We start from the raw sequence: 24376 nt of genomic DNA, 5'->3' as shown, positions 1-24376 counted from the left end.
CCACCCTGGGGACGACCCCTGGCGGTCGCACACGTGTTCGACTACGGTGGCGGGGTGGACTTCCAGGGCACCCTCTTCGCGACGGATCCGGGGCCGGAGGCCGGTCACCTGGCCCCGCTGGCCCCGCACGTCGAGCGGCGCGCGCTGGCGCACGGCGCCTGGATCGACGTGCGTCGCGACTGGCTCGGGGCGCTCTCCGACGACGTGATGGAGGCCCTCGTCCGACGCGTGCCGTGGCGGGCGGAGCGGCGTCAGATGTACGAGCGGGTGGTCGACGTCCCCCGCCTCCTCCACACGTACGGCGCGGGCGAGCCCCTCCCGCACACGGCGCTCGAGGAGGCGCGCGACGCGCTGTCGGCGCACTACGCCGACGAGCTCGGCGAGCCCTTCACGACGGCCGGGTGCTGCTTCTACCGCGACGGGTCCGACTCGGTGGCGTGGCACGGCGACACGATCGGTCGCGGCTCGACCCACGACACGATGGTCGCGATCGTCTCGGTCGGCGACCCGCGGCGGCTCGCGCTGCGTCCCCGGGGTGGCGGCGCGTCGATCGCGGTCACGATGGGCCACGGCGACCTCGTGGTCATGGGCGGCTCCTGTCAACGCACCTGGGAGCACGCCGTGCCGAAGGTGGCCCACGCCGGGCCCCGGCTCTCGGTGCAGTTCCGTCCGGCCGGGGTGTTCTGACCGGGCGCCGCCGGGAAATGGGCCGCGCCGGGCCGCGCGGGATCCGTACCATCCTCGGCGTGCAGGAACCCCAGCAGGACCAGACCGCGCGCCTCGACGAGGACGACGCGCGCATCGGCACGTTCGTCGACCACAGCGCCTTCGCCGACTCCGGCGTCTTCTACCCGGAGGACGAGACCCCCGACGGGCACGATCCCCGCCACGACGTCGTGGTGCAGACGGCCCCCGTGCCGTTCCACCGGCGCAACCGCGACGACGCGGAACGGGTGCGCTGGGAGCTGATGGTGCGGCTCGGTGGCGCGGTGGACGACCACTGCCTCGGGGTGCTGGTCGCCGACGGGTCCCTGCCCGTCGAGGACGTCCCCGCCGACGACCTCGCCGCGTGGGTCGGGGACGCCGCGCTCGACGTGCGGCTGGCGACGCGGTCCACCTGCGCGATCGACGTGATCGCCGACGGGGAGGTCGCCCTGCTGCTCGGCCCGCGCGAGGCGCACCACCGCCACGACCTCGAGCTGGGGTGGGCGCGACCCCGCGTGTTCGAGATGCGCCGGGACGGCGCCATCGCCGACGGGTTCTGGGTGGTGGTGGCCGAGAGCCAGGCCGTGAGCCTCACCTCCCGGCTCGCGCTCTTCTACAGCGCGCACACCCTCGGCACGGAGGAGTACCTGGGCGCCCGCTGCGAGCTCGCGTACGCCCCGCGCCTGCGCTTCCACCCCGGAGCCGTGCGACTGGCCCGGGTGCGCTTCGCCGACGTGGAGGCGTGGCACCGCGCCGTACGCGCCGCGGCGACGGCCTCCACCCCGCGCGGCATGCTGGAGGCGTGAGCACCCCCGACGCCGACGGCCTCGAGCGCGCCGTCCTCGACCTGCTGGACCGGCGCGCCGAGGGCGCCACGATCTGCCCGTCCGAGGTGGCGCGGGCGGTCGCCGCGGAGGGGCAGGAGTGGCGGGAGCTCATGGACCCGGTGCGCGCCGCGGTCGGTCGACTCGTCGAGCGGGACGAGGTCGACGTGACCCAGGGCGGCGCGGTCGTGGACCTGGCCCGTGCTCGGGGACCGATCCGCGTGCGCCGGCGCCCCTGACCGGCACCCCCGACCGGCCCCCCGACCCGCTGAACGGCACGAGGCCCCCGCTCCGAAGAGCGGGGGCCTCGCGTTCGTCCAACGGCGGGCGGGACTCAGAAGTCCATGCCGCCCATGCCACCGGTCGGGTCGCCGCCGCCGGCGGCCGCCTTCTCCGGCTTGTCGGCCACGACGGCCTCGGTGGTGAGGAAGAGCGCCGCGATGGAGGCGGCGTTCTGCAGCGCGGAGCGCGTCACCTTGGCCGGGTCGATGATGCCCTGCGCGACCAGGTCGACGTACTCGCCCGTGGCTGCGTTGAGACCGTGACCGGGGGTCAGGTTGCGCACCTTCTCCGCCACGACGCCGCCCTCGAGGCCGGCGTTGACCGCGATCTGCTTGAGCGGGGCCTCGATCGCGAGCTTCACGATGTTGGCACCGGTGGCCTCGTCGCCCGACAGGTCGAGCTTGTCGAACGCGACCGCGCCGGCCTGGACGAGCGCCACGCCGCCACCGGCGACGATGCCCTCCTCGACGGCCGCCTTGGCGTTGCGCACCGCGTCCTCGATGCGGTGCTTGCGCTCCTTGAGCTCGACCTCGGTGGCCGCGCCGACCTTGATGACGGCCACGCCGCCGGCCAGCTTGGCGAGGCGCTCCTGGAGCTTCTCGCGGTCGTAGTCGGAGTCCGAGTTCTCGATCTCCGCGCGGATCTGGTTCACGCGACCGTTGATCTGGTCGCCGTCGCCGGCGCCCTCGACGATCGTGGTCTCGTCCTTCGTGACGACGACCTTGCGGGCCTGGCCGAGCAGCTCGATGCCGGCGGTCTCGAGGGAGAGGCCGACCGTCTCGGAGATGACCTGGCCGCCCGTGAGGATCGCGATGTCCTGCAGCATGGCCTTGCGGCGGTCGCCGAAGCCGGGGGCCTTGACGGCGACCGACTTGAAGGTGCCACGGATCTTGTTGACGACCAGGGTCGACAGCGCCTCGCCGTCGACGTCCTCGGCGATGATGAGGAGCGGCTTGCCGGTCTGGATGACCTTCTCCAGGAGCGGCAGCAGGTCCTTGACGTTCGAGATCTTGCCCTCGACGAGCAGCAGGTAGGCGTCCTCGAGGACGGCCTCCATGCGCTCCATGTCGGTGGCGAAGTAGGCCGAGATGTAGCCCTTGTCGAACCGCATGCCCTCGGTGAGCTCGAGGTCGATGCCGAAGGTGTTCGACTCCTCGACGGTGATGACGCCTTCCTTGCCGACCTTGTCCATCGCCTCGGCGATGATGTCGCCGACCGTGGCGTCAGCGGCGGAGATCGCGGCCGTGGCAGCGATCTGCTCCTTGGTCTCGATGTCCTTCGCGAGGTTGAGCAGCTGCTCGGACACGGCGGCGACGGCCGCCTCGATGCCCCGCTTGAGCGCGATCGGGTTGGAGCCCGCGGCGACGTTGCGGAGGCCCTCGCGGACCAGCGCCTGCGCGAGGACCGTGGCCGTCGTCGTGCCGTCACCGGCGACGTCGTCGGTCTTCTTCGCGACCTCCTTGACGAGCTCGGCGCCGATGCGCTCGTAGGGGTCCTCCAGCTCGATCTCCTTGGCGATGCTCACACCGTCGTTGGTGATCGTGGGGGCACCCCACTTCTTCTCGAGCACGACGTTGCGGCCCTTGGGGCCGAGAGTGACCTTGACGGCGTCGGCGAGGGTGTTCATCCCGCGCTCGAGACCGCGCCGGGCCTCCTCGTTGAAAGCAATGAGCTTCGACATGTCTCCTGCGATTCCTTGTCTGCTGGAGAGTGGACAAGCCCGGGTGGTCGCCCGCGACGGACGATCAGACCGACCGGCGGACCCTTCCCGCCGTCGCTGCTGACCTCGACCCCACCGAGCCGGGTTGCTGCACGTTCGTTGTCACTCTCACGAGGAGAGTGCCAGCGTCATGTTTAGCACTCGCCCCCTGCGAGTGCAAGCAGCCCGTCACCCGACGCGCGCCGCCACCAGGTCGGCGAAGTGCCCCGCCATCGGCGGCGCCACGTCGAGGTAGAGACCCGGCTCGATCGCCTCGACCTCGCTCACCGCCCAGCGACCCTCGTGGCGCAGGAGGTCGATCCGCGCGTAGTCGAGCCGTCGTCCCCCGAGCTCCTCGGCCGCGCCGACGGCCGCGACCGCCGTGGCGGCGAGGTCGGGGTCGAGCGGTACGGCGCGGGAGGAGCCCCCGAAGTGCTCGTGGACCCGGATCTCGTCGCCCGCCGGCACCTTGTCGACCTGCAGCACGGCCGTGCCGTCGAGCACGAAGACGGAGATCTCGCCCTCGGTGCGGACCGACGCGACGAGGGGCTGCACCACCCAGGGGGCGGGGCCGAGCCCGGCGAGGCGTTGGTCGTCGACGGCGTCCACCACGACCACCCCCAGCCCGCCGGCGCTCGTCGCGGGCTTGACGACGACCGAGCCCCACGCGGCCGTCGCCTCGCGGAGCACGGGCAGGAGGGTGGCGTCGCCGAGCGTGCGGGTCGGCACCGTCGGCACGAGCTCGCCGAGCCCGACCAGGTAGGACTTGTCCGCGTTCCACGCGAACACGTCCGGGCCGTTGAGGACGCGGGTGAGGGACGCCGTGCGGCGGGCCCACGCCAGGAACTCCGGGAGCCGCCGGTGGTAGTCCCACGTCGAGCGCACCGCGACGAGGTCGGCGGCCGACCAGTCGACGGCCGGGTCGTCCCAGACGGCCCAGGCCGCGTCGATGCCCCGCTGCTCGAGCGCGGCGAGGAGCAGGTCGCCGCCGTCCTCGCCGTCCGGCACCAGCTGGAAAGTGGCGAGGAGGACCCGCGGGCGGGGAGAGGCGCCGGGGCGCGCGGAGGAGGTCACCCGATCGAGGTTAGGTGTCGGCGCCAGCGTCGTCGTCTCAGGCCTCGCGACGGTCGAAGCCGCCGCCGTCGACCTGGTCGTCGATGCCCCAGTCGTCGTGGCCGACGTCCGGCATCGCGCGCAGGTGGGGGCGCTCCGTCGGCGCCTCCTCCGCGACCGCGGGCGCGTGGTGGCCGAACGGCACGGCGTCGACCTCGCCCAGCGCGGCGAGCACCGAGGGCAGCACCGCCTTGGCCGTCCGCTTGTAGCCCGCGGCACTCGGGTGGAACCGGTCGAGGCTGAACATCTCGTCGGGGTTGGTGATGAAGAACGGGCCGACGACGTCGGCCAGCGACACCGCCCACGCCCCCGCACGCAGGGCGGCCTCCCGCTGCGCGGCGGCGAGCTGCCGCGACGCCCGCGACCCCAGCGACCGCAGCGGCTGGGGCACCGGCCGCAACGCGCCGAGGTCGGGGCACGTGCCCACCACCACCCGCGTCCCGCGGGCGGACAACGCCTCGATCGTCTCGCGCAGGTGGCGCGCCGACTCCGCGAGGGGCACGCGGTGCGTCACGTCGTTGCCGCCGACGACGACGACGGCGACGTCCGCGGCGTACGTCGCCGGGAGCGCCCCCACCTGCTCCGCCAGCATGCTCGACTCGGCCCCGACGCGCGCCGCGGTGCGGAGCCGGACGGGCCGTTCGGTGCTGCGCGCGACGTGCTTGGCGAGCCGGGCACCGAACGTGTCGCCCGGCACCTCCGCCCCGAGGCCCGCCGCGATCGAGTCGCCGAGGACGAGGAGCTCGACCGGGGGGCCGCCGTACCGCTTCTTGTAGATCTTGTCGGCGTCGAGCGCCTGCTCGCCCAGCGGCTTCCCGATGAGGCGCCGCGCCGTGGCGGCCTGGCGCTTGAGGATCGACCTCCCGCCGTACCCGACAGCGACACCGACCCCACCAGCAGCGGTCGCGACGGCCAGGGCCGCGCGCGCCTTCGACGTTGCAGACATGCGGTCCTGAATGCCCGACCAGCACGAGCACGAGGTGAACAGCACGCCAACCCCGGTCGCCCTGGCCGCGACGGTTGGTGGGACCGGGCCCTGGCACTTTCCCCGGTCGACCGGGGAACACGCCGCTTCGACCATCAAATTTGATGCGCGAAGTGACACTTTCCCCGGTCGACCGGGGAAAGTGTCGGCCGCCGATCAGCCTCCGGCGACGGCCGGGATGATCGAGACCTGCGCGCCGGGGGCGGTGGGGGTGGCGAGGTCGTCGAGGAACCGCACGTCCTCGTTGCCGACGTACACGTTGACGAACCGGCGCAGGTCGCCGTCGTCGTCGAGCACGCGTGCCTTGATGCCCGGGTGGTGGGCCTCGAGGTCGTCGATGACCTCGGCCAGGGTCGCGCCGGAGGCCTCGACCTCGGACGCGCCGCCCGTGTAGGTGCGCAGGATGGTCGGGATGCGGACGGAGATCGACACGGGGTACCTCGACTTCGACGGGGCGGGGACGGTCAGGCGAGACCGGTGGCGGCGAACGCGGCGTACGTCGGCGCGATGGTCGCGGCGGGCGCGACCCGGTCGGCGACGGCGTCGAGCGTCTTGAGGCCGTGGCCGGTGTTGATGACGACGGTCTCGAGCGAGGTGTCGAGCTGGCCGGTCTCGACGAGCTTCTTGAGGACGCCGACGGTGGTGCCGCCCGCGGTCTCCGTGAAGATGCCCTCGGTGCGGGCGAGCAGCACGATGGCCTCGCGCACCTCGTCGTCGCTGATGTCCTCGACGACACCGCCGGTGCGACGGCAGACGTCGAGCACGTAGGGGCCGTCCGCCGGGTTGCCGATGGCGAGCGACTTCGCGATGGTGTCCGGCTTGACCGGGCGCACGACCTTCTTGCCGTCCTTGAACGCGGCCGACACCGGCGAGCAGCCCGTGGCCTGGGCGCCGAAGATCTTGTAGGGCTTGTCCTCGACGAGACCCAGCGTGATCAGCTCCTGGAAGGCCTTGTCGACCTTGGTGAGCTGCGAGCCCGAGGCGACGGGGATGACGACCTGGTCGGGCAGGCGCCAGCCGAGCTGCTCGGCGATCTCGTAGCCGAGCGTCTTGGAGCCCTCGGCGTAGAACGGCCGCACGTTGACGTTGACGAACGCCCAGCCGTCCTCCTCGCCCGCGATCTCGGAGGCGAGCTTGTTGACGTCGTCGTAGTTGCCCTCGACCGCGACGAGCGAGTCGGTGAAGACGGCCGAGTTGACGACCTTCGGCGTCTCGAGGTTGCTGGGGATGAACACGACGGTCTTGATGCCGGCGCGAGCACCGGCCGCGGCGACGGCGTTGGCCAGGTTGCCGGTCGAGGGGCACGCGAAGACGCGGCTGCCCAGCTCGCGGGCGGCACTCAGGGCGCAGGCCACGACCCGGTCCTTGAACGAGTTGGTGGGGTTGGTCGAGTCGTCCTTCACCCACAGCTTCTCGAGGCCGAGCGTGGCGGCGAGGTTCGTCGCCTCGAGCAGGCGGGTGAACCCGGGCTCCGTGTTGGGGCTGGTCTCGATGTCGGTCGGCACCGGCAGCAGCGCCTTGTAGCGCCAGATGTTGCGCGGGCCGGCCTCGATCTCCGCGCGGGTCACCGTGGGGAAGGCGTAGGCGACCTCGAGGGGACCGAAGCACTCGGGACAGGCGTAGAAGGGACCGAGGTCCACCTGGTGGCCGCACTCGCGACAGGCGAGGGCCGTGGCGTTGCCGAACGCGCCCTCCCGGAGACCGTGGCCGGGCTTGGCCTCGGCGTTCTCGGCGGGGGCGGGGCTGGTCTCGACGACAGACGTGCTCATGAGTCCTCCTCCTCATCTTCCCCGCGGCGACGGTCGCCGTGGGCGGATTTGGCACCGTTTCCACGACCGCCGCAATGGTGCGGCGGGGAGTTCGTGGCGGTTGCCGGGACGTCGACGGGCCGTTCCCTCAGTCCCTCTCGATGAGCTGTGCGTCAGGTTAGGAGGACGTCACCGCGGGGTCCTAATCTGGATCCCGCCATGTGGGACAGTGCTCCACATCGTGAGATCGGCGACGGGGGGAGCCTTCCCCCGACAGCAGGGGTACGCCGCGGGTCAGGTGCGCACGGAGGCGGCGTCGGCCGTGAGGCGGCGCAGCAGGTCGAGCACCCCGTCGGGGCCGTCGACGACGACGTCGGCCAGCTCGGCGAGGGCGCTCTGCTCCTCGGAGGCCGAGGCCACGAGCAGCGTCGGCAGGCCCTGGCTGCGCAGCTCGGCCACGGCGTGGAACGCCTCGACGTCGCCGAGGTCGTCACCGCCGAACAGGAAGCCGCCGGCCCGCGTCTCGCGCACGAGGATCTTCACGGCCTCGCCCTTGTGCATGCCCGGTGACCGCACCTCGATGACGTTGCGGCCCGGCTCGACACCGAGGTCGTGCGCCGCCGCCAGCTCGGTCACGAGGGGCAGCAGGCGGTCGTAGGCGGCCTGCGGGTCCTCGAGCCGCCGGGTGTGGACGGCGATCGCGAGGCCCTTCTCCTCGACGTACGCGTCCTCGGCCTTCGCCGTGCGCAGCACCTTCGGCAGCCCGAGGAGGAACGACGCCAGCCCCTGCGGCGGGCGCGGGGAGCGCACGCGGCGGTCCTGCGTGTCCCAGCGCTCGTTGCCGTACTGCCCGAACACGTAGAGGTCGCTGCCCGCGTCGTGCACCAGCTCGCCCACCTCGTCGAGCCCGCCGAGCGCGAGCACCTGGCGCGCGGGGCGGCCGGTCACGACGGCGAGGGCGCGGACGTGCACGGCCAGGTCGACGAGCACCCCGGGGGCCTCGTCGTGGATGTGTGCGGCGGAGGGGTCGTCGACGATCGGCGACAGGGTGCCGTCGAAGTCGAGCGCGATCACGGAGCGCGCCGCGACGTGGACGAGCTCGTCGTAGCGGCGCGATGCCTCCGCCGAGGTGAACTGCATGGCGCCTATCGAAGCACGCGCGACGCCGTTCCGCCGCACGGACGACCCTCACCGTGGCACCGCGGTGAGGGAGGTCTCAGGAGGCCGAGTAGTCCGACGTCAGGATCACCGTCAGCCGGTCGCCCCGCATGGGGTCGACGGCCGGCATGAGGCGCGCGATGCCGAGGTCGTCGGCGAGCAGCTGGGCCTGGGCCTCGAGACGCTCCGGGTAGTAGACCGTCGAGCTCGGGATCGTCCCCACCCAGTTGTCGGAGCCGACGACCTGCCAGCCGGCCGCGGAGGCGGTCTCCCCCGTGCGCGACGCGAGGCCGCTGATCCCGGAGTTGTTGTAGACCTCCACCACCGTCTGCGACTTGTCGACCTCGGGCTCCTCCGTGGTCGGCGGCGCCGTGGGCGCGGGCTCCTCCGTCGCCGGGGCCTCCGTCGTCGAGGTCGCGGCCGGGGCCGCCGCCGAGCGGATCTCCTCGTCGCCGTCGTCGCCACCGGTGAAGGCGAAGGCCAGGGCGGCCATCACGACCGCGACGACGCTCAGCGCCACGAGGGGCGCCGGGTAGGCCGCGCCCCGCTGGTCCCCGGTACGGCGCGCGCCCGCGCGCTGCGACATCGCGGCCCTCACGCGTCGAAGCCGAGGCGTCGGGCCGAGCGCTGCCGCTGGCGCGCGGCGCGGAGGCGGCGCAGGCGCCGGACGAGCAGCGGGTCGGCGGCCAGGGCGTCGGGAGAGTCGATGAGCGCGTTGAGCACTTGGTAGTAGCGCGTCGAGCTCATCGCGAACTTCTCGCGGATGGCCTGCTCCTTCGCGCCGGCGTACTTCCACCAGTGCCGCTCGAACTCGAGGACGTCGAGGTCGCGCTCGGACAAGGCAGTGCTCCCGGGGGTGTTCCGCGCATCGGCGGCGACGGCGTTCGCGGCATCCATGGTCAGGACTCCCTCGGAGGATACGGTCCCGCTGGCGGCTTCCGGACGCGCCGGCGGGTGACATCGCCCTCGATGGTACGCGCCGAATCACAGCAGTGTCATTCGTCGCGCGGCGTGGCGTGGCGCCTCCGCCGACGCACTAGGGTGGGCGCCGTGGCTCGCACCGGCACGGCAGACCTGGTCATCGTCGCGAACCGACTTCCCGTCGACCGCACGACCAACCCCGACGGCAGCCGCGGGTGGCGTCGCTCCCCCGGCGGGCTCGTGAGCGCGCTCGAACCGGTGATGCGCTCGGCGGACGGCGCCTGGATCGGCTGGCCCGGCATCGCCGGCCACGACGACCTCGAGCCCTTCGTCGAGGACGGCATGCAGCTCGTCCCCGTGGGCCTCAGCGCCGAGGAGGTCGAGGAGTTCTACGAGGGCTTCTCCAACTCCACCCTCTGGCCGCTCTACCACGACGTGGTCGCCAAGCCCGAGTTCCACCGCGAGTGGTTCGACTCCTACGTGAAGGTCAACGAGCGCTTCGCCGCGGCCGCAGCGGAGGTGGCCTCGAAGAACGCGACCGTGTGGGTCCAGGACTACCAGCTGCAGCTCGTCCCCCGGATGCTGCGCGACCTGCGACCCGACCTGCGCATCGGGTTCTACCTGCACATCCCGTTCCCGCCCACCGAGCTCTTCCAGCAGCTGCCGTGGCGGCGCCAGGTGCTCGAGGGCCTGCTGGGCGCCGACCTCGTCGGCTTCCAGCTCCCGGGCGCCGCCCAGAACTTCATCCGTCTCGTGCGCCAGCGCGTGGGCCACAAGACGCACCGCGACATGGTCTACCTGCCCGACGGCCGCACCGTGAAGGCCGCCGCCTTCCCCATCAGCATCGACACGGCGGGCTTCGAGGAGCTGGCCCGCTCGGAGGCGGTGGAGCGCCGCGCCCGCGCCATCCGCGAGGCCCTCGGCAACCCGGCCAAGATCTTCCTCGGCATCGACCGCCTCGACTACACGAAGGGCATCTACGCCCGGCTCCGCGCCTTCTCGGAGCTCATCGCCGACGGGCACTTCGGTGTCGAGGACGCGGTCTTCGTGCAGGTCGCCACCCCCTCGCGCGAGCGGGTGGAGCAGTACCGCATCCTCCGCGACGACATCGACCGGCTCGTGGGACGCATCAACGGCGACCTCGGCCGCATCGGTCGCCCGGCGATCTCCTACCTCCACTCGTCCTACCCGCGCGAGGAGATGGCCGCCCTCTACCGCGCGGCCGACGTCATGGTCGTGACGCCGTACCGCGACGGCATGAACCTGGTGGCCAAGGAGTACGTCGCGTGCCGCTTCGACAACGACGGGGCGCTCGTGCTCTCCGAGTTCGCCGGGGCGGCGGAGGAGCTGCGGCAGGCCTGGCTCGTCAACCCCTACGACATCAACGGCATGAAGCAGGCCCTGCTCGCGGCGTACGAGGCCGACCCCAAGGACCTGAACCGTCGCATGAAGGCGATGCGGCGCACGGTGCGGGAGAAGGACGTCGCCTTCTGGGCCGACCACTTCCTCGAGGAGCTCGCCGCGACCCGCCCCGACCACGGCAAGCCGCTGCGACCCGCGCGCAAGTCCTGACCCCGCCGGGCCGGCGGGGTCACCCGACAGCCGGACCGACCCGCAGCCGGCGGAGCGCGGCCAGCGCGGCCAGGTGGCCGCCCACCCCGTGGGCGCCCGGGCCGGGCGGCACCGCCGCCGAGCACAGGTAGATCCCGTCGGCGCCCGTGGCGTACGGGTCGGGGTGCCGACGCGGACCCAGCAGGAGCTGCACGGGGCTCTTGAGGCCGGTGACGATGTCACCCCCGACGAAGTTGGGGTTGTGGGCCTCGATCGCGAGCGGTGAGCGCGGCACCACCGCCAGGATCCGCTCCCGCGCCCCGGGTGCGAAGCGCTCCACCTGGGCGAGGACGGCCTCGGTCGCGTCGCCCGTGAACCCGTGCGGCACGTGGGCGTAGCAGTCGACGGGGACGATCCCGTCGCGGCCCCGCGACGGGTCGGCGACGTGCTGCTGCCCGAGGAGCACGAACGGGCGCTCCGGCATGATGCCGCGGCTGACCAGCCGCTCCGCCCGGGCCGTCTCCGCGTAGCTGCCCGCGACGTGCACCGTGCCGGCCCGGGTCGCGGGCTCGTAGGTCCACGGCAGCCCGCCCTCCACCGCGAGCGCGAGCTGGAAGGCCGCCGGCCCGTGACGGAAGCGCCGGTAGGCCCGCAGCGTGCCCGCCGGCAGCACGTGCTCCCCGATCCGGGCCGCCACCGCCGGGGCGGTGTCGAGCATGACCACGTCCGCCGGCCCGAGGTCCCGCAGGTCCTCGACGCGCGAGCCGAGCTCGACGCGGCCGCCGAGCCGGTCGAGGAGCCCGAGCGCGGCGTCGACGATCGCCCGCGAACCGCCGCGGGCGACGGGCCACCCGTAGCGGTGCGCGGCCGCGCCCAGCGCCGTGCCGATCGCGGACGAGAGCGGCGTGCCGAACGAGGTGAAGCCGTGCGCCGCCAGTCCCGCCCAGAGCGCCCGCGCCTCGTCGGTGCGGAACAACCGTGCCGTCGCCGCAGCGGGCAGGGGCGCCCGCAACCCGAGCCTCGCCAGGTCGAGCGGGTGCCGCGGCACGTGCAGCAGCGGCTGCAGGAACTCCTCCGCGATCGTGTCGAACCGGTCCACGACCGGGCCGAGGAAGCCCGCCCAGCGGCGCTCGTCGGCCCCGAGCGCCCGCGCCGTCTCCGCCACCGAGCGCACCGCCGCAGCGCCCCGGCCGCCGTCGAGCGGGTGGGCGTACTGCACGTCGGGCCAGGCCCACTCCAGCCCGTGCGCGCCCAGGTCGACCGCGCGGGCGAACACCGAGTCGGTGGCGAAGGGGTGGAACCCCGAGCACTCGTCGTGGAGCAGGCCCGGCAGCGTCAGCTCCGCGGAGCGCGCCCCGCCGCCGGGGGTGGTGGCCGCCTCGTGGACGACGACCTCCACCCCGGCGGCGGCCAGCGTGAGGGCGGCAGCGAGCCCGTTGGGCCCGCTGCCGACCACGACGGCCGTCGTCACGAGGGCGCCCCGCTCGGGGCCATCGGCGCCGGGGCGACCGGGGTGGCACCACCCTCGCGGCGCCACGTGACGGTCGTCGGGATGGGGCCGTCCGGCAGCCACGGCTGCGTCTCCACCGCGTCCCGCACCCGCCACGTGCCCTCCTCGACCACGCCGAGGGCGGCGTCGATGACCTGGTAGCGCTGGGTGCCCTTGTGGATCGGCTGCGACTCCACCCACGCGACGACGAACTCGCCGGGCTCGAAGCCGCACCGCCGCTGGATGGCGGCGATCAGGCGCCGGTCGTGCAGGTGGCCGTCACCGAAGTTGAAGCCCAGCACCGAGTTGCAGGCGAACTCCGCCTCCCGGACGGTCGCGCGGTCGACGTCGTGCACGTGCCGCAGGAGCAGCGAGAAGAGGCCGCGGCCCTGGCTGTGCATGGCGCGCCAGGCGATCGTCTGCTGCATCGTGATCTCGGCGACGACGGGCGGGTAGCCCATGTCCTCGAGCTGGCGCACCTGGTTGCGGGTGGGACGCACGATGCGGTCGAGCTTGTCCTCGGCCCCGGGCTGGAAGGCCCACAGGGCGGAGGCCCAGTTGCCGGCGTACTGGCGCATGGACGGGGTGAACGCCACCAGGTCGGGGCGCAGGTTGCCGAGGACGGGGAAGAAGAACAGGCCGCACAGCGCGACCACCACGAGCCAGGGGCTGCTCGCATCGGCCAGCGCGAAGCCGTCGCCCGCCGGGAACCCGACGAACAGGAACACCGCGGCGTACCCGAACAGCAGGTTCCACTCCAGCGGCACCGCCAGCGGGAACATCGACAGGATCACCGTGTGCAGCAGCACGATCAGGGCGACCCCGACGAGGGTGACCGTGGTGTTCGTGCTGAGGAGCAGCACCACCGGGACCACGATCTCGAGCGTCGTCCCGCCGACGTGGGCGATGAGCTTGGCGAGCCGGGAGGGCCGGATGTCGCGCGGGAAGTCGCGGTAGTTCAGGCGACGGATCGCGGTGCCGGGCAGGCACGGGTTGTTCGAGGTCATCGCCGGCACCACGTTCTCGAAGTGGCGGCCGAGCTTGGAGAAGCCGGCGCCGATCCAGACCGAGGCGGCCGCGAGCTTGAGGAGCAGCACCATGTCGACGAAGCCGTTCCCGCCGGCCCAGCCGAGCAGGGGCACGGCCGCGAAGGCGAGGAGCGGCGGGATGTACTGCTCGGAGCGGGCGGCGATGAAGATCGTCTTGTCCCGCAGGCCGCAGAGCACCACGAGCACGATCGGCGCGATCGCCCAGCGCGGGTCGACCAGGCCGGAGTCGACGCCCGGCAGCACGGCCTCGAGGGCGGCGCTGGGCACGCCGGGCAGCGCGATCGGCACGGCGAGCGCGACGAGGAGCAGCGCGTAGAGCACCACGTCGAGCACGGTCCGCTCGTCGCCGGCGGTGCCGGGCACCTTGCCGGGCCACGGCGGCATCCGCAGCGTGCGCGGGCGCAGCCAGAAGAGCAGACCGCCGGTCATCGGCTTGAACTTGCCCGCGATGGGGCCCCAGGAGCCGGCGACGCCGAGCACCTCGAGCAGCATCGTCCAGAAGATGAGCTTCTGGTAGACGATCGGCTGGTCCCACCAGGCACCCACCTCCCACGGCGCCCCGACCCCGGAGGTGAGGGTGACGAGCGTCAGGCCGGCACCCAGGTAGAGGAACACGAGCTTGAGCACGTAGATCGTCGGGATCATCTTCGGCGACCCGAACCCGTGCTCGACCCAGTGCAGGGCGAGGATCCGGGTGCGCTCGAGGAGCGGCTGGTCGAGGAACGTCTCGAGGTCGACCGGGGGAAAGCTTCCCGTCTTGAACCCCATGGCTGGTCCTTTCGTGCGCACGCCACCGACGGGTGCCGAGGGCACCCGCACGGGGGTCGCTGGGTGGGGGTCGCGGCTGGGGCGCCGCGGATGCCCCGACGTTAGGTAGGTCACAGGGTGGGCCGGTACGTCGCGGGGTCACCAAGTCCGCTCCGGGCCTTTGGTCCCCGGGGACAAGACCCCTCAGCCGGCGGGGCGCGTGTCCCGCGCCCCCAGGACGGCGTCGCCGACGTGGTCGGCCATCGTCAGGGCGACCTCGAGGTCGAGGTGGCGTTCCGCGATGCTCCGGCCCAGGGTCTTCTCCGCGACGGCGACGCGGTACTTGATCGAGTTCTTGTGCATCGTCATCTGCTCCGCCGTCGCCGTGTAGGAGCCACGACACCGCAGGAAGGTCAGGAGCGTGCGTCGCTGGCGCTCCGTGGCCTCGTCCCGGCGGGCGAGGTCGCCGAGCACCCCGACGACCCAGCGGCGCAGCGCCGGCACGTCGGCGACGAGGAGCCCGGCGAGCGCGGCTCCCGGCTCGTCGTACGCGATGGCGGGCCGGCCGGCGCCGCCCCGCAGGAGCAGCACCCGGTGCATGCTCGCCGCCTCCGCGTGGGACGCCCGGAAGCCCTCGACACCGCGTCGTACGCCGCCGACGGCCAGCACCGGCCCGCCCGACGGGAGCCCGTCGAGGTGGTCGCAGACCACCCCCGTGGAGCCGACGCCGGTCGGCACCTGGATCCACGCCCACGTCGTCGCCTGGTCGTGGCTGACCACGAGCGGCGGGTGCGGGGAGCCGAGCGCCGCGGCGAGGTCGCGCACGAGCCGGGTGGACCGGGTCAGCTGGCCCCGGCGGTCCTCGGAGGCGATCACGGCCAGGTGGGACCCGTGCAGGCGGTAGCCCAGCGCGCGCTCGGCGGCCGCCGGGTCGGCGCTCCCCTCGTGCAGGATGCGGCGCACGAGCCCCTCCCGCTCGTTGAGCTGGTTGGCGAGCCACGACTCCCGCTCCTCCTCGTAGACCGCCACGACCCGCTGGGAGATCCAGTCGATGTAGTCGAAGACGCGGTCCACGAGGATCGAGTACGCACCCGCGCGCACGGCCGGCTCGAGGTCCGCGCCCGCCACGAACGCCCGCTGCAGCAGGTGCTGCTGCCCGAGCCGGTAGGCACGCACGAGGGCGTTGACCGGCACGCCCCGCTGCGCCAGCCGCCGCGCGTACTCGATCGCCGCCACCGGTGGCTCGAAGTGCGGCTCACCGATGCCGTGGGCCAGCGCGTGGAGGATCGTGTCGACGTTGCCCTCGATGCTCGCGCCGAGCAGCTGCACGAGCCCCGGGTCGCCGTCGAGCTCGGTGATCGCGCCGGCGATCTCCCCCCGCATGTCCGCCACGAGCTGCCCGAGCCCGGCGTTGAGGGTCGCGGCGATCGCGGCGACCGCGGGGAAGCTGGCGTCGGGCGGGACGGGACCGTGGTTCACGGCACCGAACGCTAGTAGCCGTGCGCTGCCCGCAGGACCGAAAGTCGTCCGCGTTCTCGTCTCCGGGGGACGAAGAGCGTGACGTGGGCCGCACCTAGCCTGCGGGGCGTGCTCCCCACCCGGCTCCCCGACCTCCACCCGCTCGACGGTCCGCTCGACGGTCCGCTCGACGGTCCGCTCCAGGCGATCGCCGACCTCCCACGGGCCCGCGCTCTGCGCGACCCGTCCGGTGCGGCCGTCGTCGACGGCGACCGGCGCCTCGACAACACCGGCCTCGCGGCTGCGGTCGCCGAGCTCGGCGACGCCTTCGCCGCGGCCGGCGTCGGCCCCGGCGACACGGTCGCGGTCATGCTCCCCAACCGCCTCGAGATCGTCGTCGCGATGTTCGCCGCCTGGTCGCGGGGGGCCGCCCTCACCCCGGTGAACCCGGCGCTGACCGACGCGGAGGTCGGCCACCAGCTCGACGACTCGGGCGCGGTGCTGCTCGTCGCCGACGACCGGGGCCACGAGGTCGCCCGAGGTCGCGCCGTCGCGGTCGTGCACGTGGACGACCTGCGCGGGACGAGCGGCGCAGCCCCGTCCACCACCCCGACCGTCGATCCCGGGGCGCCGGCGCTCGTCGTCTACACGTCGGGCACCACCGGCCGCCCCAAGGGGTGCGTCCTCACCCACGCCAACGTCGACGCGATGGTGCGCGCGATCGTCACGCACCTGCGTCTCGACGCCGCCGACCGCAGCCTGCTGGTGCTCCCCCTGTTCCACTGCAACGGCCTGCTGGTCGGCGTGCTCGCGCCGCTGCTGGCCGGCGGGTCGGTGGTGGTGGCGCCCCGGTTCCGTCCGGCGGACTTCTGGGACCTCGTGGAGGCCGAGCGCCCGACGTACTTCTCCGCGGTGCCGACCATGTACGCCCTCATCGACGCCCACACCGAGCGCGCGGTGGACACCTCCTCCCTGCGCTTCGTCGTCTGCGGGGCGGCCCCCATGCCCGCCGACCTCATCGGTCGCTTCGAGGAGCGCTTCGACGTGGTGCTCGTCGAGGGGTACGGGCTGTCGGAGTGCAGCGTCGCCGCGACGATCAACCCGCTCGACGAGCGGCGCAAGCCCGGCACGGTCGGACTGCCGCTCCCGGGGATCGACGTCGCGATCGCGTCCGCCGACGGCGAGCACCTGCCGGCGGGCGAGCGGGGCGAGGTGCTGGTGCGGGGCGCCACGGTCATGGCGGGCTACCTCCACCGTCCGGAGGAGACGGCGGCGACCGTCGTCGACGGGTGGCTGCACACCGGGGACGTCGGCTACCTCGACGCCGACGGGTTCCTGGTGCTCGTGGACCGCGTCAAGGACATGGTCATCCGCGGCGGCGAGAACATCTACCCCAAGGAGATCGAGGACGTCCTCTACGAGCACCCGGCGGTCCTCGAGGCCGCCGTGGTCGGACGCCCGGACCCGACGTACGGCGAGGTGCCGGTCGCGCACGTCGCGCTGCGGCCGGGGGCCAGCGCGACCCCGGACGAGCTGCGGGCGCACTGCGCCGCCGTGCTCGCCCGGTTCAAGGTGCCGGCGGACGTGCAGCTGCACGCGGCGCTGCCCAAGAACTCGGTGGGCAAGCTCCTCAAGCCCGCGCTGCGCGGCTGAACCCACGGGATCCCCGCGCCCGAGACCTCCCCGAAGGGGGTGACTCGCGAGTACCTTTCGGGCCATGGACCTCCTCCCGAAGCCCGACCAGGTCGTCGCGGCCACCGGCAACGTGGCCCACAAGGTGCTGTACGGCGGGCTGGCGGACCTGCGTCCGATGCCCCGGGTGCTCGTCGACGACGGGCAGCTGCGCGAGGTCTACCACTACCGGCCCGACCCGTCGGCGCCGGAGACGGGCGACCCGGTCCTGCTCGTGACGCCGCTGGCCGCGCCGGCGACGTGCTTCGACCTGCGCCGGGGGTGCTCGCTGGTGGAGCACCTCGTGCGGGGCGGGCGACCGACGTACCTGGTGGAGTACGGCCAGGTGTCCTTCCGCGACCGCAACCTCGGGATGGAGCACTGGATCTCGGAGGTCGTGCCCACGGCGATCCGCGAGGTGTCGGCCCACGCGGGCGGACGGCCGGTGCACGTGGTCGGGTGGAGCCTCGGCGGCATCTTCTCGGTGCTCACCGTGGCGAACGACCCGGACCTGCCGGTCGCCTCGCTGTCGGTCGTCGGCTCGCCGTTCGACCTCAGCCGGGTACCGCTCATCGCGCCGCTGCGCCCGCTCCTCAACCTCGACCTGCTGCCCCCGCAGCTGCGGGCCGTGACGCGGGCCTACCAGGCCTTCGGCGGTGCGCCCCGACCGCTCGTGCGGTGGGCGTTCCAGCTCTCGGCGTTCCAGAAGCTCGTCACCAAGCCGCTGGCGCTCCTGCAGAACCTCGACGACCCGGAGTTCCTCGCCCAGGTCGAGGCGGTGGACCGCTTCACCGCCGGGATGATCGCCTACCCGGGCCGCTCGTTCGGGCAGCTCTACCACCGCATGTACCGCGGCAACGCGCTCCTCTCCGGGGTCTTCGAGCTCGACACCCCGGACGGGACCCAGGAGATCTCCCTCGACGCCATCACCTGCCCCGTGCTCGTCTTCGCCGGCGCGAACGACGGCATCGCCCCGGTCAGCGCGGTCAAGCCCCTGACGACGCTGCTGCCCAACGCCACCGAGGTGCAGTTCGAGGTCGTGCCCGGCGGCCACCTCGGGATGCTGACGGGTCGCGCGGCACGCACGACGACGTGGACCGCCCTCGACGAGTGGGTGGACCGCTGGTCGACGCCGACACCGGTGGACGGGCCCGCGGACGGCACGCCGTCGGTCCCGAGCGCGCCGCGGGCCGACCGCATCGGCTCCAACCGCGCGCGCCGCTACGGATCGGCGTCGTCGCGTGCCTTCGGCTGAGGCCTCCCCCACGGCGGTGTCCGGGGCGCTCCCCCGCTCCGTCCGCATCGGCTACGGCAGCGGCTCGGTGGCGACGGGCGCCTTCGGCACCGTGCCGGGCCTGATGCTGCTGCCCTACCTCACCGACCAGCTCGGCATCGCGGCGCTGGTGGCGGGCGCGATCGTGGTGGCGCCGAAGGCCTGGGACGTCGTGCTCAACCCGGTCGCGGGCCGCATCACCGACCGGAGCACCGACCCGCGCGGCCCCCGGCGGCCGTGGCTGCTCCGTGCGGGCCTCCCCCTCGCCGTGCTCTTCGCGGTCATCTTCGCCTCGCCCGGCTTCGACTCGACCGCGCTCGAGGCCGTCTGGGTGCTCGTCGCGTTCCTGGCGTGCGCGACGGCGTACGCCTTCTTCCAGGTCCCCTACGTCGCGATGCCCGCCGAGATCACCGACTCCTACGACGAGCGCACGCGGCTCATGACGTGGCGCGTCGCGCTCCTCGCGCTGACGATCCTGCTGGCCGGCGCCAGCGCTCCCGCGATCCGCGACGCCGTCGGCGGGCGCGACGGCTACCGCGTCATGGGCCTCGCGATGGCCCTCCTCATCGTCGTGGGCGTGCTCGCGGCGTACGTCGGCACGCGGCGCGCGCCCGTCCGTGCCCCCGCCGCCGGGGCCGGGAGCCTGCGCGAGCAGCTGCGGGTCGTGGCCCGGGCGCGCGACTTCCGGCTGCTGCTCACCACGTTCCTGCTGCAGGCGCTCGCCACGGGCACGATGCTCGCGGGCGTCGACTACGTCGCGCGCCACGTGCTCGGCAACCCGGGTGCGGCGACCCTGCTGTTCGTGTGCTTCGTCGGGCCGGCGCTGGTGCTGACGCCGGCGTGGACGGCGTACGGCGAGCGGGTGGGCAAGCGCCGCGGTTACACGCTGTCGTCGCTGCTGCTCGCGGCGGGCGCCCTCGTGCTCGCCGGCGCGGAGGTGCTGCCGGCGGCCGCCGTCTACGGTGCGGTCGCGCTCGTGGGGGTCGGGTACGCCGGGTGCCAGGTCTTCCCGCTCGCGATGCTCCCCGACGCCGCGGCCGTCGACGCGCGCCGCACCGGGGAGAACCGCGCGGGCGTCTACACGGGCGTGTGGACGGCCGGCGAGACGCTCGGCCTCGCGCTCGGCCCCGGCGTCTTCGCCGTCGTGCTCGCGCTGGGCGGCTACGTCTCCGGCACCGACGGCGGCACCAGCCAGCCCGGTTCCGCCGTCACGGCCATCGTGCTCGGCTTCTCGCTGCTGCCCGCGGCGCTCACCCTCGTGAGCCTGCTGTGGCTGCGCCGCTACCGCCTCGACGCGGCCACCGTGGCCGCCCCCGAAGGGAGTCCCGCATGAACGGCGACGACGTGCTCGCCCGGCTGGCCGAGCTGCAGCAGGGCGACCTGCCGACGCACGGCGGCCGCACGCTGGCCTACGTCTACGACTCCGGCCTCGCCGAGGTCGACCGGGTCGGGCGGGAGGCGGTGGCCGCGTACGCCGCGACCAACGGCCTCGACCCCACGGCCTTCCCCAGCACGCTGACGATGGAGAACGAGGTCGTCGGGCTCACGGCCGACCTCCTCGGCGCGCCGGAGACGGTGGTCGGCACGGTGACCTCGGGCGGCACGGAGTCGGTGCTCCTGGCGGTGCAGGGCGCGCGGGACGCCCGACCCGAGGTCACTGCACCCCGGATGGTGCTGCCGTCGACCGTGCACGCCGCGTTCCTCAAGGCCGCTCACTACTTCGGCGTCGAGCCCGTCGTCGTGCCCGTCGGGCCCGACCACCGCGCCGACGTGGCCGCGACCCGGGCGGCCGTCGCGGCGGCACCGGAGCGCACGGTGCTCGTGGTGGCCAGCGCCCCGTCCTACGCCCACGGTGTCGTCGACCCCGTCACCGACCTCGCGGCGATCGCCGCGGAGCACGACATCCGCTGCCACGTCGACGCGTGCATCGGGGGGTGGGTGCTGCCGTACGCCGCGCGCCTGGGCCGCGACGTACCGCCGTGGACGTTCGACGTGCCCGGGGTCACGAGCATCTCGGTGGACCTGCACAAGTACGCGTACGCCCCCAAGGGGACGTCGGTGCTGCTGCACCGGACGCCGGAGCTGCGGCGCCCCCAGTTCTTCGCGTCGGCGGACTGGCCGGGCTACACGATGCTCAACACGACGCTGCAGTCGACGAAGTCGGGCGGTCCGCTCGCGGGGGCCTGGGCGGTGCTGCGCACGATCGGGGACGACGGCTACCTCGAGCTGACGCGCACGCTGCTCGACGGCGTCGACGCGCTGGTCGCGGGCGTGCGGGAGATCGACGGGCTCGCGCTCGTCGCCGAGCCCGAGTCGAGCCTCGTGACGGTCGCGACCGACGGCTCCTGCGACGTCTTCACCATCGCCGACGAGCTCGCCGCGGCGGGGTGGCTGGCGCAGCCGCAGCTGACCTTCGCGGGCCAGCCGCCGACGCTGCACCTGTCGCTGAGCGCGGCGACCGACGTGAGCGCGTTCCTGGTGGCCCTGCGCGCGGCGGTCGCCGTCGCGGTCGAGCGCGGCCCCGTCGCGGTCGATCCCGGCATCGTCGAGTTCGTGCAGGCGCTCGACCCCGCCGCGCTCTCGGACGCCGACTTCGACGGCCTGCTCGCGGCGGTCGGGATGGTCGGCGGCGAGGACGGGCCGGGCCTGCCCGAGCGGATGGGCGAGATCAACGCGCTGCTCGACGTCGCGAGCCCACGACTGCGCGAGGCGCTGTTGACGGCGTTCCTCGACCGGCTGGCGCGGCCGGTGCGGACGGCGTGACCCAGGCCGGCCGTCACGCGTCCCGGCTCGGCGTCTCCCCCAGGGCGTTGGCGGCCTCGTAGATCTCGATGACGAAGCCGGGTCCGCTGAACCGGTTGCTCTCCGGCACCTCTCGAAGTCCGGCGCGTCGTCGAGCCGGTAGCTGACGGCGGTGATGCGGCTGGGCTTGCTGAGCTGGACGGCCATGGACGGCTCCTGGGTACGGCGGTGGGCTGGCCCGCGACGTACCCGACAGCCGCCCGGGCAAACGCGGGCCGGCGGGTTGGGCGCCCCTGTCACCGTGAGGGGCATGAGCGCACCTCGGGTCTTCGACCACGTCATCGTCGGCGGCGGGATGGCCGCCGACGCCGCAGCGAAGGGCATCCGGGAGCGTGACACCGATGCCTCGATCGCGATCCTCGCGGAGGAGCCGACGGCGCCCTTCCCGCGCCCGGCGCTGTCGAAGAAGCTGTGGACGGACCCGGACTTCACGTTCGACGACGCAGCACTGGAGACCGAGGAGCAGACCGGTGCGACGCTGCGGCTCGACGACGCGGTCATCGCGATCGACCCCGAGGCGCGGCAGGTGCGCACGCGGACGGGCGAGGTCTACGGCTACGGCAGGCTGCTGCTCGCCACCGGCGGGCGGCCGCGGCAGATCGACGGGCTCGACCCGGGTGAGCGGGTGCTCTACTTCCGCACCCTGACGGACTACCACCACCTGCGCCGACTGTCGGAGGAGCACCCGCACGTCGCGGTCGTGGGGGGTGGCTACATCGGCTCGGAGATCGCCGCCGCGCTCGTGCAGAACGGCTGCACGGTGACGCTCGTGCACCCCGACGACGTGCTGGGCGGCTCGATGCTGCCGCCGACGCTGGCGCACCGCTACGAGACGCTCTTCGTCGACGGCGGCGTCACGCTCCGCTCCGGCACCAAGGTCAGCTCGGGCACCGCCGACGCCACGGGCGTCGAGCTCGTCCTCGACGACGGCTCCACCCTGGCCGCGGACGTCGTCGTGGTGGGCCTCGGCATCGAGCCCGCGGGCGAGCTGGCCGGCGAGGCAGGCATCGCGCTCGCCGACGACGGCAGCATCGAGGTGGACCGCCACCTCGCCACGAACGTCGCCGGGGTGCACGCCGCGGGTGACGTCGCGACGTACACCGACACGATCCTCGGCCGCACCCGCGTCGAGCACGTCGACAACGCCACCACGATGGGCACCGTCGCCGGGCGCATCCTCGCCGGCAGCGACGAGACCTACGACCACACGCCGTACTTCTACTCCGCCGTCTTCGGCACCCGCTTCGAGGCCGTCGGCACGCTCGACGCGTCGCTGCCGATCATCGAGGACCACCTCGACGACGAGCGGGCGGTGGCCTACTACCTCGACGCGGCCGGTCGGGCCGTCGTCGGCGTGCTGCTGTGGGCCGTCGAGGAGCGGCGCGACGCGGCCCGCGAGGTGCTGGCCTCCCAGCCCCTGGCCGGCGGCGCGGACCCGTCGACCCTCGTCGGACGCATCGGGGCATGATCGGGGCGTGAGCCTGCACGGACTGGTGGAGAAGGGCCTCGTCGCCGCGGACTGGGCCGAGGCGATGCGCGAGGTCGACCCGACGATCGACGAGCGGGTCGCGGCCCTCGGCGGCTTCCTCCGCGAGGAGATCGCGGCGGGACGGCCCTACCTGCCCGCCGGGGAGCACGTGTTCCGCGCCTTCGAGCGGCCGCTCGCCGAGGTGCGGGTGCTCGTCGTGGGCCAGGACCCGTACCCCACCCCCGGCCACCCCATCGGCCTCAGCTTCGCCGTCGCCCGCGACGTGCGGCCGATCCCCCGCAGCCTCGCCAACATCTACCGCGAGCTCCACGACGACCTCGGCGTCACGCCTCCCGCGCACGGCGACCTGACCGCGTGGGCCGACCAGGGCGTCATGCTGCTCAACCGCTGCCTCACGGTGCGCCCCGGCGCCTCCGGGTCGCACCGCGGCCAGGGCTGGGAGCACGTGACGGCGACGGCGATCACGGCGTGGGTACGACGCGGTGGACCCCGCGTCGCCCTCCTCTGGGGCCGCGACGCGCAGGGCCTCGCGCCGCACCTCGGCGACGTGCCCTCCGTGGCCTCGGTGCACCCGTCGCCGCTGTCGGCCAGCCGCGGGTTCTTCGGGTCACGGCCGTTCTCCGAGGTCAACGCGCTGCTCGAGGAGCAGGGCGGCGCGCCCGTCGACTGGGCGTTGCCGGGCTGAGGGCGGGGGCTCGCCGCCCGCTGGGGCTCGCCGCCGCTGGGGCTCGCCGCCCCTGGGGAAAGAAAACGCGGACCGGGCCGGGCGACGCCCGGAGGAGGCGAAAGAAAACGCGGACGCGAACCGGCTCTCCCTCGGCGTGTCGCCGGCCGGATCCCGCACTCTTCTCGACCCGTGCCAGCCGGCCGCGCACTTTCTTTGTCCGGGTCCGCGTTTTCCTTCCCCGGAGCGCGTCCCGCCCGACGTCAGCCGTCGAGCGTGCGCAGGTCGGAGTCGTCGAGGTTCGCCCGCATCGTCGACGCGATCGCGGTGAGCTGCTGCACCTGCTCGCGCGTCAGGCCGTCGAAGACGAGCTGGCGCACGGCCCGGACGTGGCCGGGGGCGGCCTCGACGAGCACGTCGTGCCCCGCGGGCATCAGCGTGCACTCCGTGACCCGGCGGCTGGTCGGCGAGGGCCGCCGGTGGATCCACCCGCGCAGCTCGAGCTTCTTGACGACGTGGGAGAGCCGCGAGAGGGAGGCGTTGACCTTGCTGGCGAGCTCGCTCATCGCCAGCGTGCGCTCGGGCGCCTCGGACAGCATCGCGAGCACCTGGTAGTCGAAGTGGGTCATCCCCGCGTCGCGCTGGACCTGGGAGTCGAGGGCCGGACCGAGGCGTACGACCACCCCCACGAGCGCCAGCCACGCGGCCATCTCGTCGTCGTCGAGCCAGAGTGCGTCCGCCACGCTGC

Annotated in this window: 22 protein-coding genes and 1 riboswitch; of the genes, 10 read left to right on the top strand and 12 right to left on the bottom strand. The window is 73.7% G+C overall.

The genetic code is table 11. The features are described 5' to 3' along the window. Nucleotides 1-54 precede the first annotated feature (54 nt). From G3T38_RS14635 to G3T38_RS22730, 3 genes are read left to right on the top strand one after another with little or no spacing between them, the layout of a single operon-like run. Nucleotides 55-687, top strand: coding sequence for an alpha-ketoglutarate-dependent dioxygenase AlkB (locus G3T38_RS14635; RefSeq protein ID WP_420846814.1), 633 nt, complete (start codon nucleotides 55-57; stop codon nucleotides 685-687). Nucleotides 688-746: 59 nt separating this feature from the next. Beyond that, nucleotides 747-1511, top strand: coding sequence for a hypothetical protein (locus G3T38_RS22735; protein WP_163773065.1), 765 nt, complete (start codon nucleotides 747-749; stop codon nucleotides 1509-1511). Continuing rightward, complete coding sequence (locus tag G3T38_RS22730; RefSeq protein ID WP_163773064.1) at nucleotides 1508-1768, top strand: DUF3253 domain-containing protein; 261 nt, start codon at nucleotides 1508-1510, stop codon at nucleotides 1766-1768. The genes G3T38_RS22735 and G3T38_RS22730 overlap by 4 nt, the downstream gene beginning before the upstream one ends. 95 nt (nucleotides 1769-1863) lie before the next feature. Here G3T38_RS22730 and groL read toward each other — a convergent pair whose 3' ends face one another. From groL to G3T38_RS14585, 8 genes are all read right to left on the bottom strand, one after another. Beyond that, nucleotides 1864-3492 carry a chaperonin GroEL gene (gene groL, locus G3T38_RS14620; RefSeq protein ID WP_163773063.1) on the bottom strand — a complete coding sequence of 543 codons (1629 nt, stop codon included), beginning with the start codon at nucleotides 3490-3492 and terminating at the stop codon, nucleotides 1864-1866. Between the two features lie 207 nt (nucleotides 3493-3699). Beyond that, nucleotides 3700-4584 carry an ATP-grasp domain-containing protein gene (locus G3T38_RS22725; protein ID WP_163773062.1) on the bottom strand — a complete coding sequence of 295 codons (885 nt, stop codon included), beginning with the start codon at nucleotides 4582-4584 and terminating at the stop codon, nucleotides 3700-3702. A gap of 37 nt (nucleotides 4585-4621) precedes the next feature. Next, entirely contained in the window at nucleotides 4622-5569 is a 948-nt protein-coding gene (locus G3T38_RS14610; RefSeq protein WP_163773061.1) for an SGNH/GDSL hydrolase family protein, read from the bottom strand. 195 nt (nucleotides 5570-5764) lie between these two features. Beyond that, nucleotides 5765-6040, bottom strand: coding sequence for a MoaD/ThiS family protein (locus G3T38_RS14605; protein WP_163773060.1), 276 nt, complete (start codon nucleotides 6038-6040; stop codon nucleotides 5765-5767). A 32-nt stretch (nucleotides 6041-6072) separates the two neighbouring features. Continuing rightward, entirely contained in the window at nucleotides 6073-7377 is a 1305-nt protein-coding gene (gene thrC, locus G3T38_RS14600; protein WP_163773059.1) for a threonine synthase, read from the bottom strand. Nucleotides 7378-7386: 9 nt separating this feature from the next. Then, a riboswitch (SAM riboswitch) is annotated at nucleotides 7387-7524 on the bottom strand. A 126-nt stretch (nucleotides 7525-7650) separates the two neighbouring features. Next, nucleotides 7651-8496, bottom strand: a complete 846-nt coding sequence (gene otsB, locus G3T38_RS14595) for a trehalose-phosphatase (protein ID WP_163773058.1) — start codon at nucleotides 8494-8496, stop codon at nucleotides 7651-7653. 76 nt (nucleotides 8497-8572) lie between these two features. Continuing rightward, the gene (locus tag G3T38_RS14590; RefSeq protein ID WP_338037670.1) at nucleotides 8573-9112 is read right to left on the bottom strand and encodes a LytR C-terminal domain-containing protein; all 540 of its coding nucleotides are present in this window, start codon (nucleotides 9110-9112) and stop codon (nucleotides 8573-8575) included. Continuing rightward, nucleotides 9109-9411: a DUF3263 domain-containing protein gene (locus tag G3T38_RS14585; RefSeq protein WP_163773057.1), complete on the bottom strand. Its 303-nt coding sequence runs from the start codon at nucleotides 9409-9411 to the stop codon at nucleotides 9109-9111. Before G3T38_RS14585 ends, G3T38_RS14590 begins: the two co-directional genes overlap by 4 nt. Nucleotides 9412-9564: 153 nt before the next feature. Here G3T38_RS14585 and G3T38_RS14580 point away from each other — a divergent pair, with 153 nt between their 5' ends. Further along, on the top strand, nucleotides 9565-11007 hold the full coding sequence (locus G3T38_RS14580; RefSeq protein WP_338037669.1) for an alpha,alpha-trehalose-phosphate synthase (UDP-forming): 1443 nt from the start codon (nucleotides 9565-9567) through the stop codon (nucleotides 11005-11007). 19 nt (nucleotides 11008-11026) lie between these two features. Here the strand turns inward: G3T38_RS14580 and G3T38_RS14575 are convergent, their stop codons facing one another. The 3 genes from G3T38_RS14575 to G3T38_RS14565 form a co-directional block, all read right to left on the bottom strand. Next, entirely contained in the window at nucleotides 11027-12457 is a 1431-nt protein-coding gene (locus G3T38_RS14575) for an FAD-dependent oxidoreductase (protein WP_163773055.1), read from the bottom strand. Next, complete coding sequence (locus tag G3T38_RS14570) at nucleotides 12454-14292, bottom strand: DUF3556 domain-containing protein (protein ID WP_163773054.1); 1839 nt, start codon at nucleotides 14290-14292, stop codon at nucleotides 12454-12456. The genes G3T38_RS14575 and G3T38_RS14570 overlap by 4 nt, the downstream gene beginning before the upstream one ends. A 183-nt stretch (nucleotides 14293-14475) precedes the next feature. Beyond that, on the bottom strand, nucleotides 14476-15750 hold the full coding sequence (locus G3T38_RS14565; protein WP_163773053.1) for an RsbRD N-terminal domain-containing protein: 1275 nt from the start codon (nucleotides 15748-15750) through the stop codon (nucleotides 14476-14478). 108 nt (nucleotides 15751-15858) lie between these two features. Here G3T38_RS14565 and G3T38_RS14560 point away from each other — a divergent pair, with 108 nt between their 5' ends. The 6 genes from G3T38_RS14560 (at nucleotide 15859) to G3T38_RS14535 (ending at nucleotide 23649) form a co-directional block, all read left to right on the top strand. Beyond that, nucleotides 15859-17382 (top strand): AMP-binding protein, encoded by a 1524-nt coding sequence (locus tag G3T38_RS14560; RefSeq protein WP_163773052.1) that lies wholly within the window; start codon nucleotides 15859-15861, stop codon nucleotides 17380-17382. A gap of 64 nt (nucleotides 17383-17446) precedes the next feature. Continuing rightward, nucleotides 17447-18655 carry an alpha/beta fold hydrolase gene (locus tag G3T38_RS14555; RefSeq protein ID WP_163773051.1) on the top strand — a complete coding sequence of 403 codons (1209 nt, stop codon included), beginning with the start codon at nucleotides 17447-17449 and terminating at the stop codon, nucleotides 18653-18655. After that, nucleotides 18642-20006 (top strand): MFS transporter, encoded by a 1365-nt coding sequence (locus G3T38_RS14550; RefSeq protein ID WP_163773050.1) that lies wholly within the window; start codon nucleotides 18642-18644, stop codon nucleotides 20004-20006. Before G3T38_RS14555 ends, G3T38_RS14550 begins: the two co-directional genes overlap by 14 nt. Then, on the top strand, nucleotides 20003-21436 hold the full coding sequence (locus G3T38_RS14545; RefSeq protein ID WP_163773049.1) for a pyridoxal phosphate-dependent decarboxylase family protein: 1434 nt from the start codon (nucleotides 20003-20005) through the stop codon (nucleotides 21434-21436). The genes G3T38_RS14550 and G3T38_RS14545 overlap by 4 nt, the downstream gene beginning before the upstream one ends. Before the next feature lie 289 nt (nucleotides 21437-21725). After that, nucleotides 21726-22943, top strand: a complete 1218-nt coding sequence (locus G3T38_RS14540) for an NAD(P)/FAD-dependent oxidoreductase (RefSeq protein ID WP_163773048.1) — start codon at nucleotides 21726-21728, stop codon at nucleotides 22941-22943. Between the two features lie 7 nt (nucleotides 22944-22950). Beyond that, on the top strand, nucleotides 22951-23649 hold the full coding sequence (locus G3T38_RS14535; protein WP_338037668.1) for a uracil-DNA glycosylase: 699 nt from the start codon (nucleotides 22951-22953) through the stop codon (nucleotides 23647-23649). Between the two features lie 242 nt (nucleotides 23650-23891). Here G3T38_RS14535 and G3T38_RS14530 read toward each other — a convergent pair whose 3' ends face one another. Beyond that, the gene (locus G3T38_RS14530) at nucleotides 23892-24371 is read right to left on the bottom strand and encodes a MarR family winged helix-turn-helix transcriptional regulator (protein WP_338037667.1); all 480 of its coding nucleotides are present in this window, start codon (nucleotides 24369-24371) and stop codon (nucleotides 23892-23894) included. Between the last annotated feature and the right edge of the window lie 5 nt (nucleotides 24372-24376).

The sequence above is a fragment of the Nocardioides zeae genome (assembly GCF_010686755.1).
In the GTDB taxonomy this organism is placed as follows: Bacteria; Actinomycetota; Actinomycetes; order Propionibacteriales; family Nocardioidaceae; genus Nocardioides; species Nocardioides zeae.
Note: the sequence above shows the minus strand (reverse complement) of the source record. Positions and strands in the feature narration are given on the sequence as shown.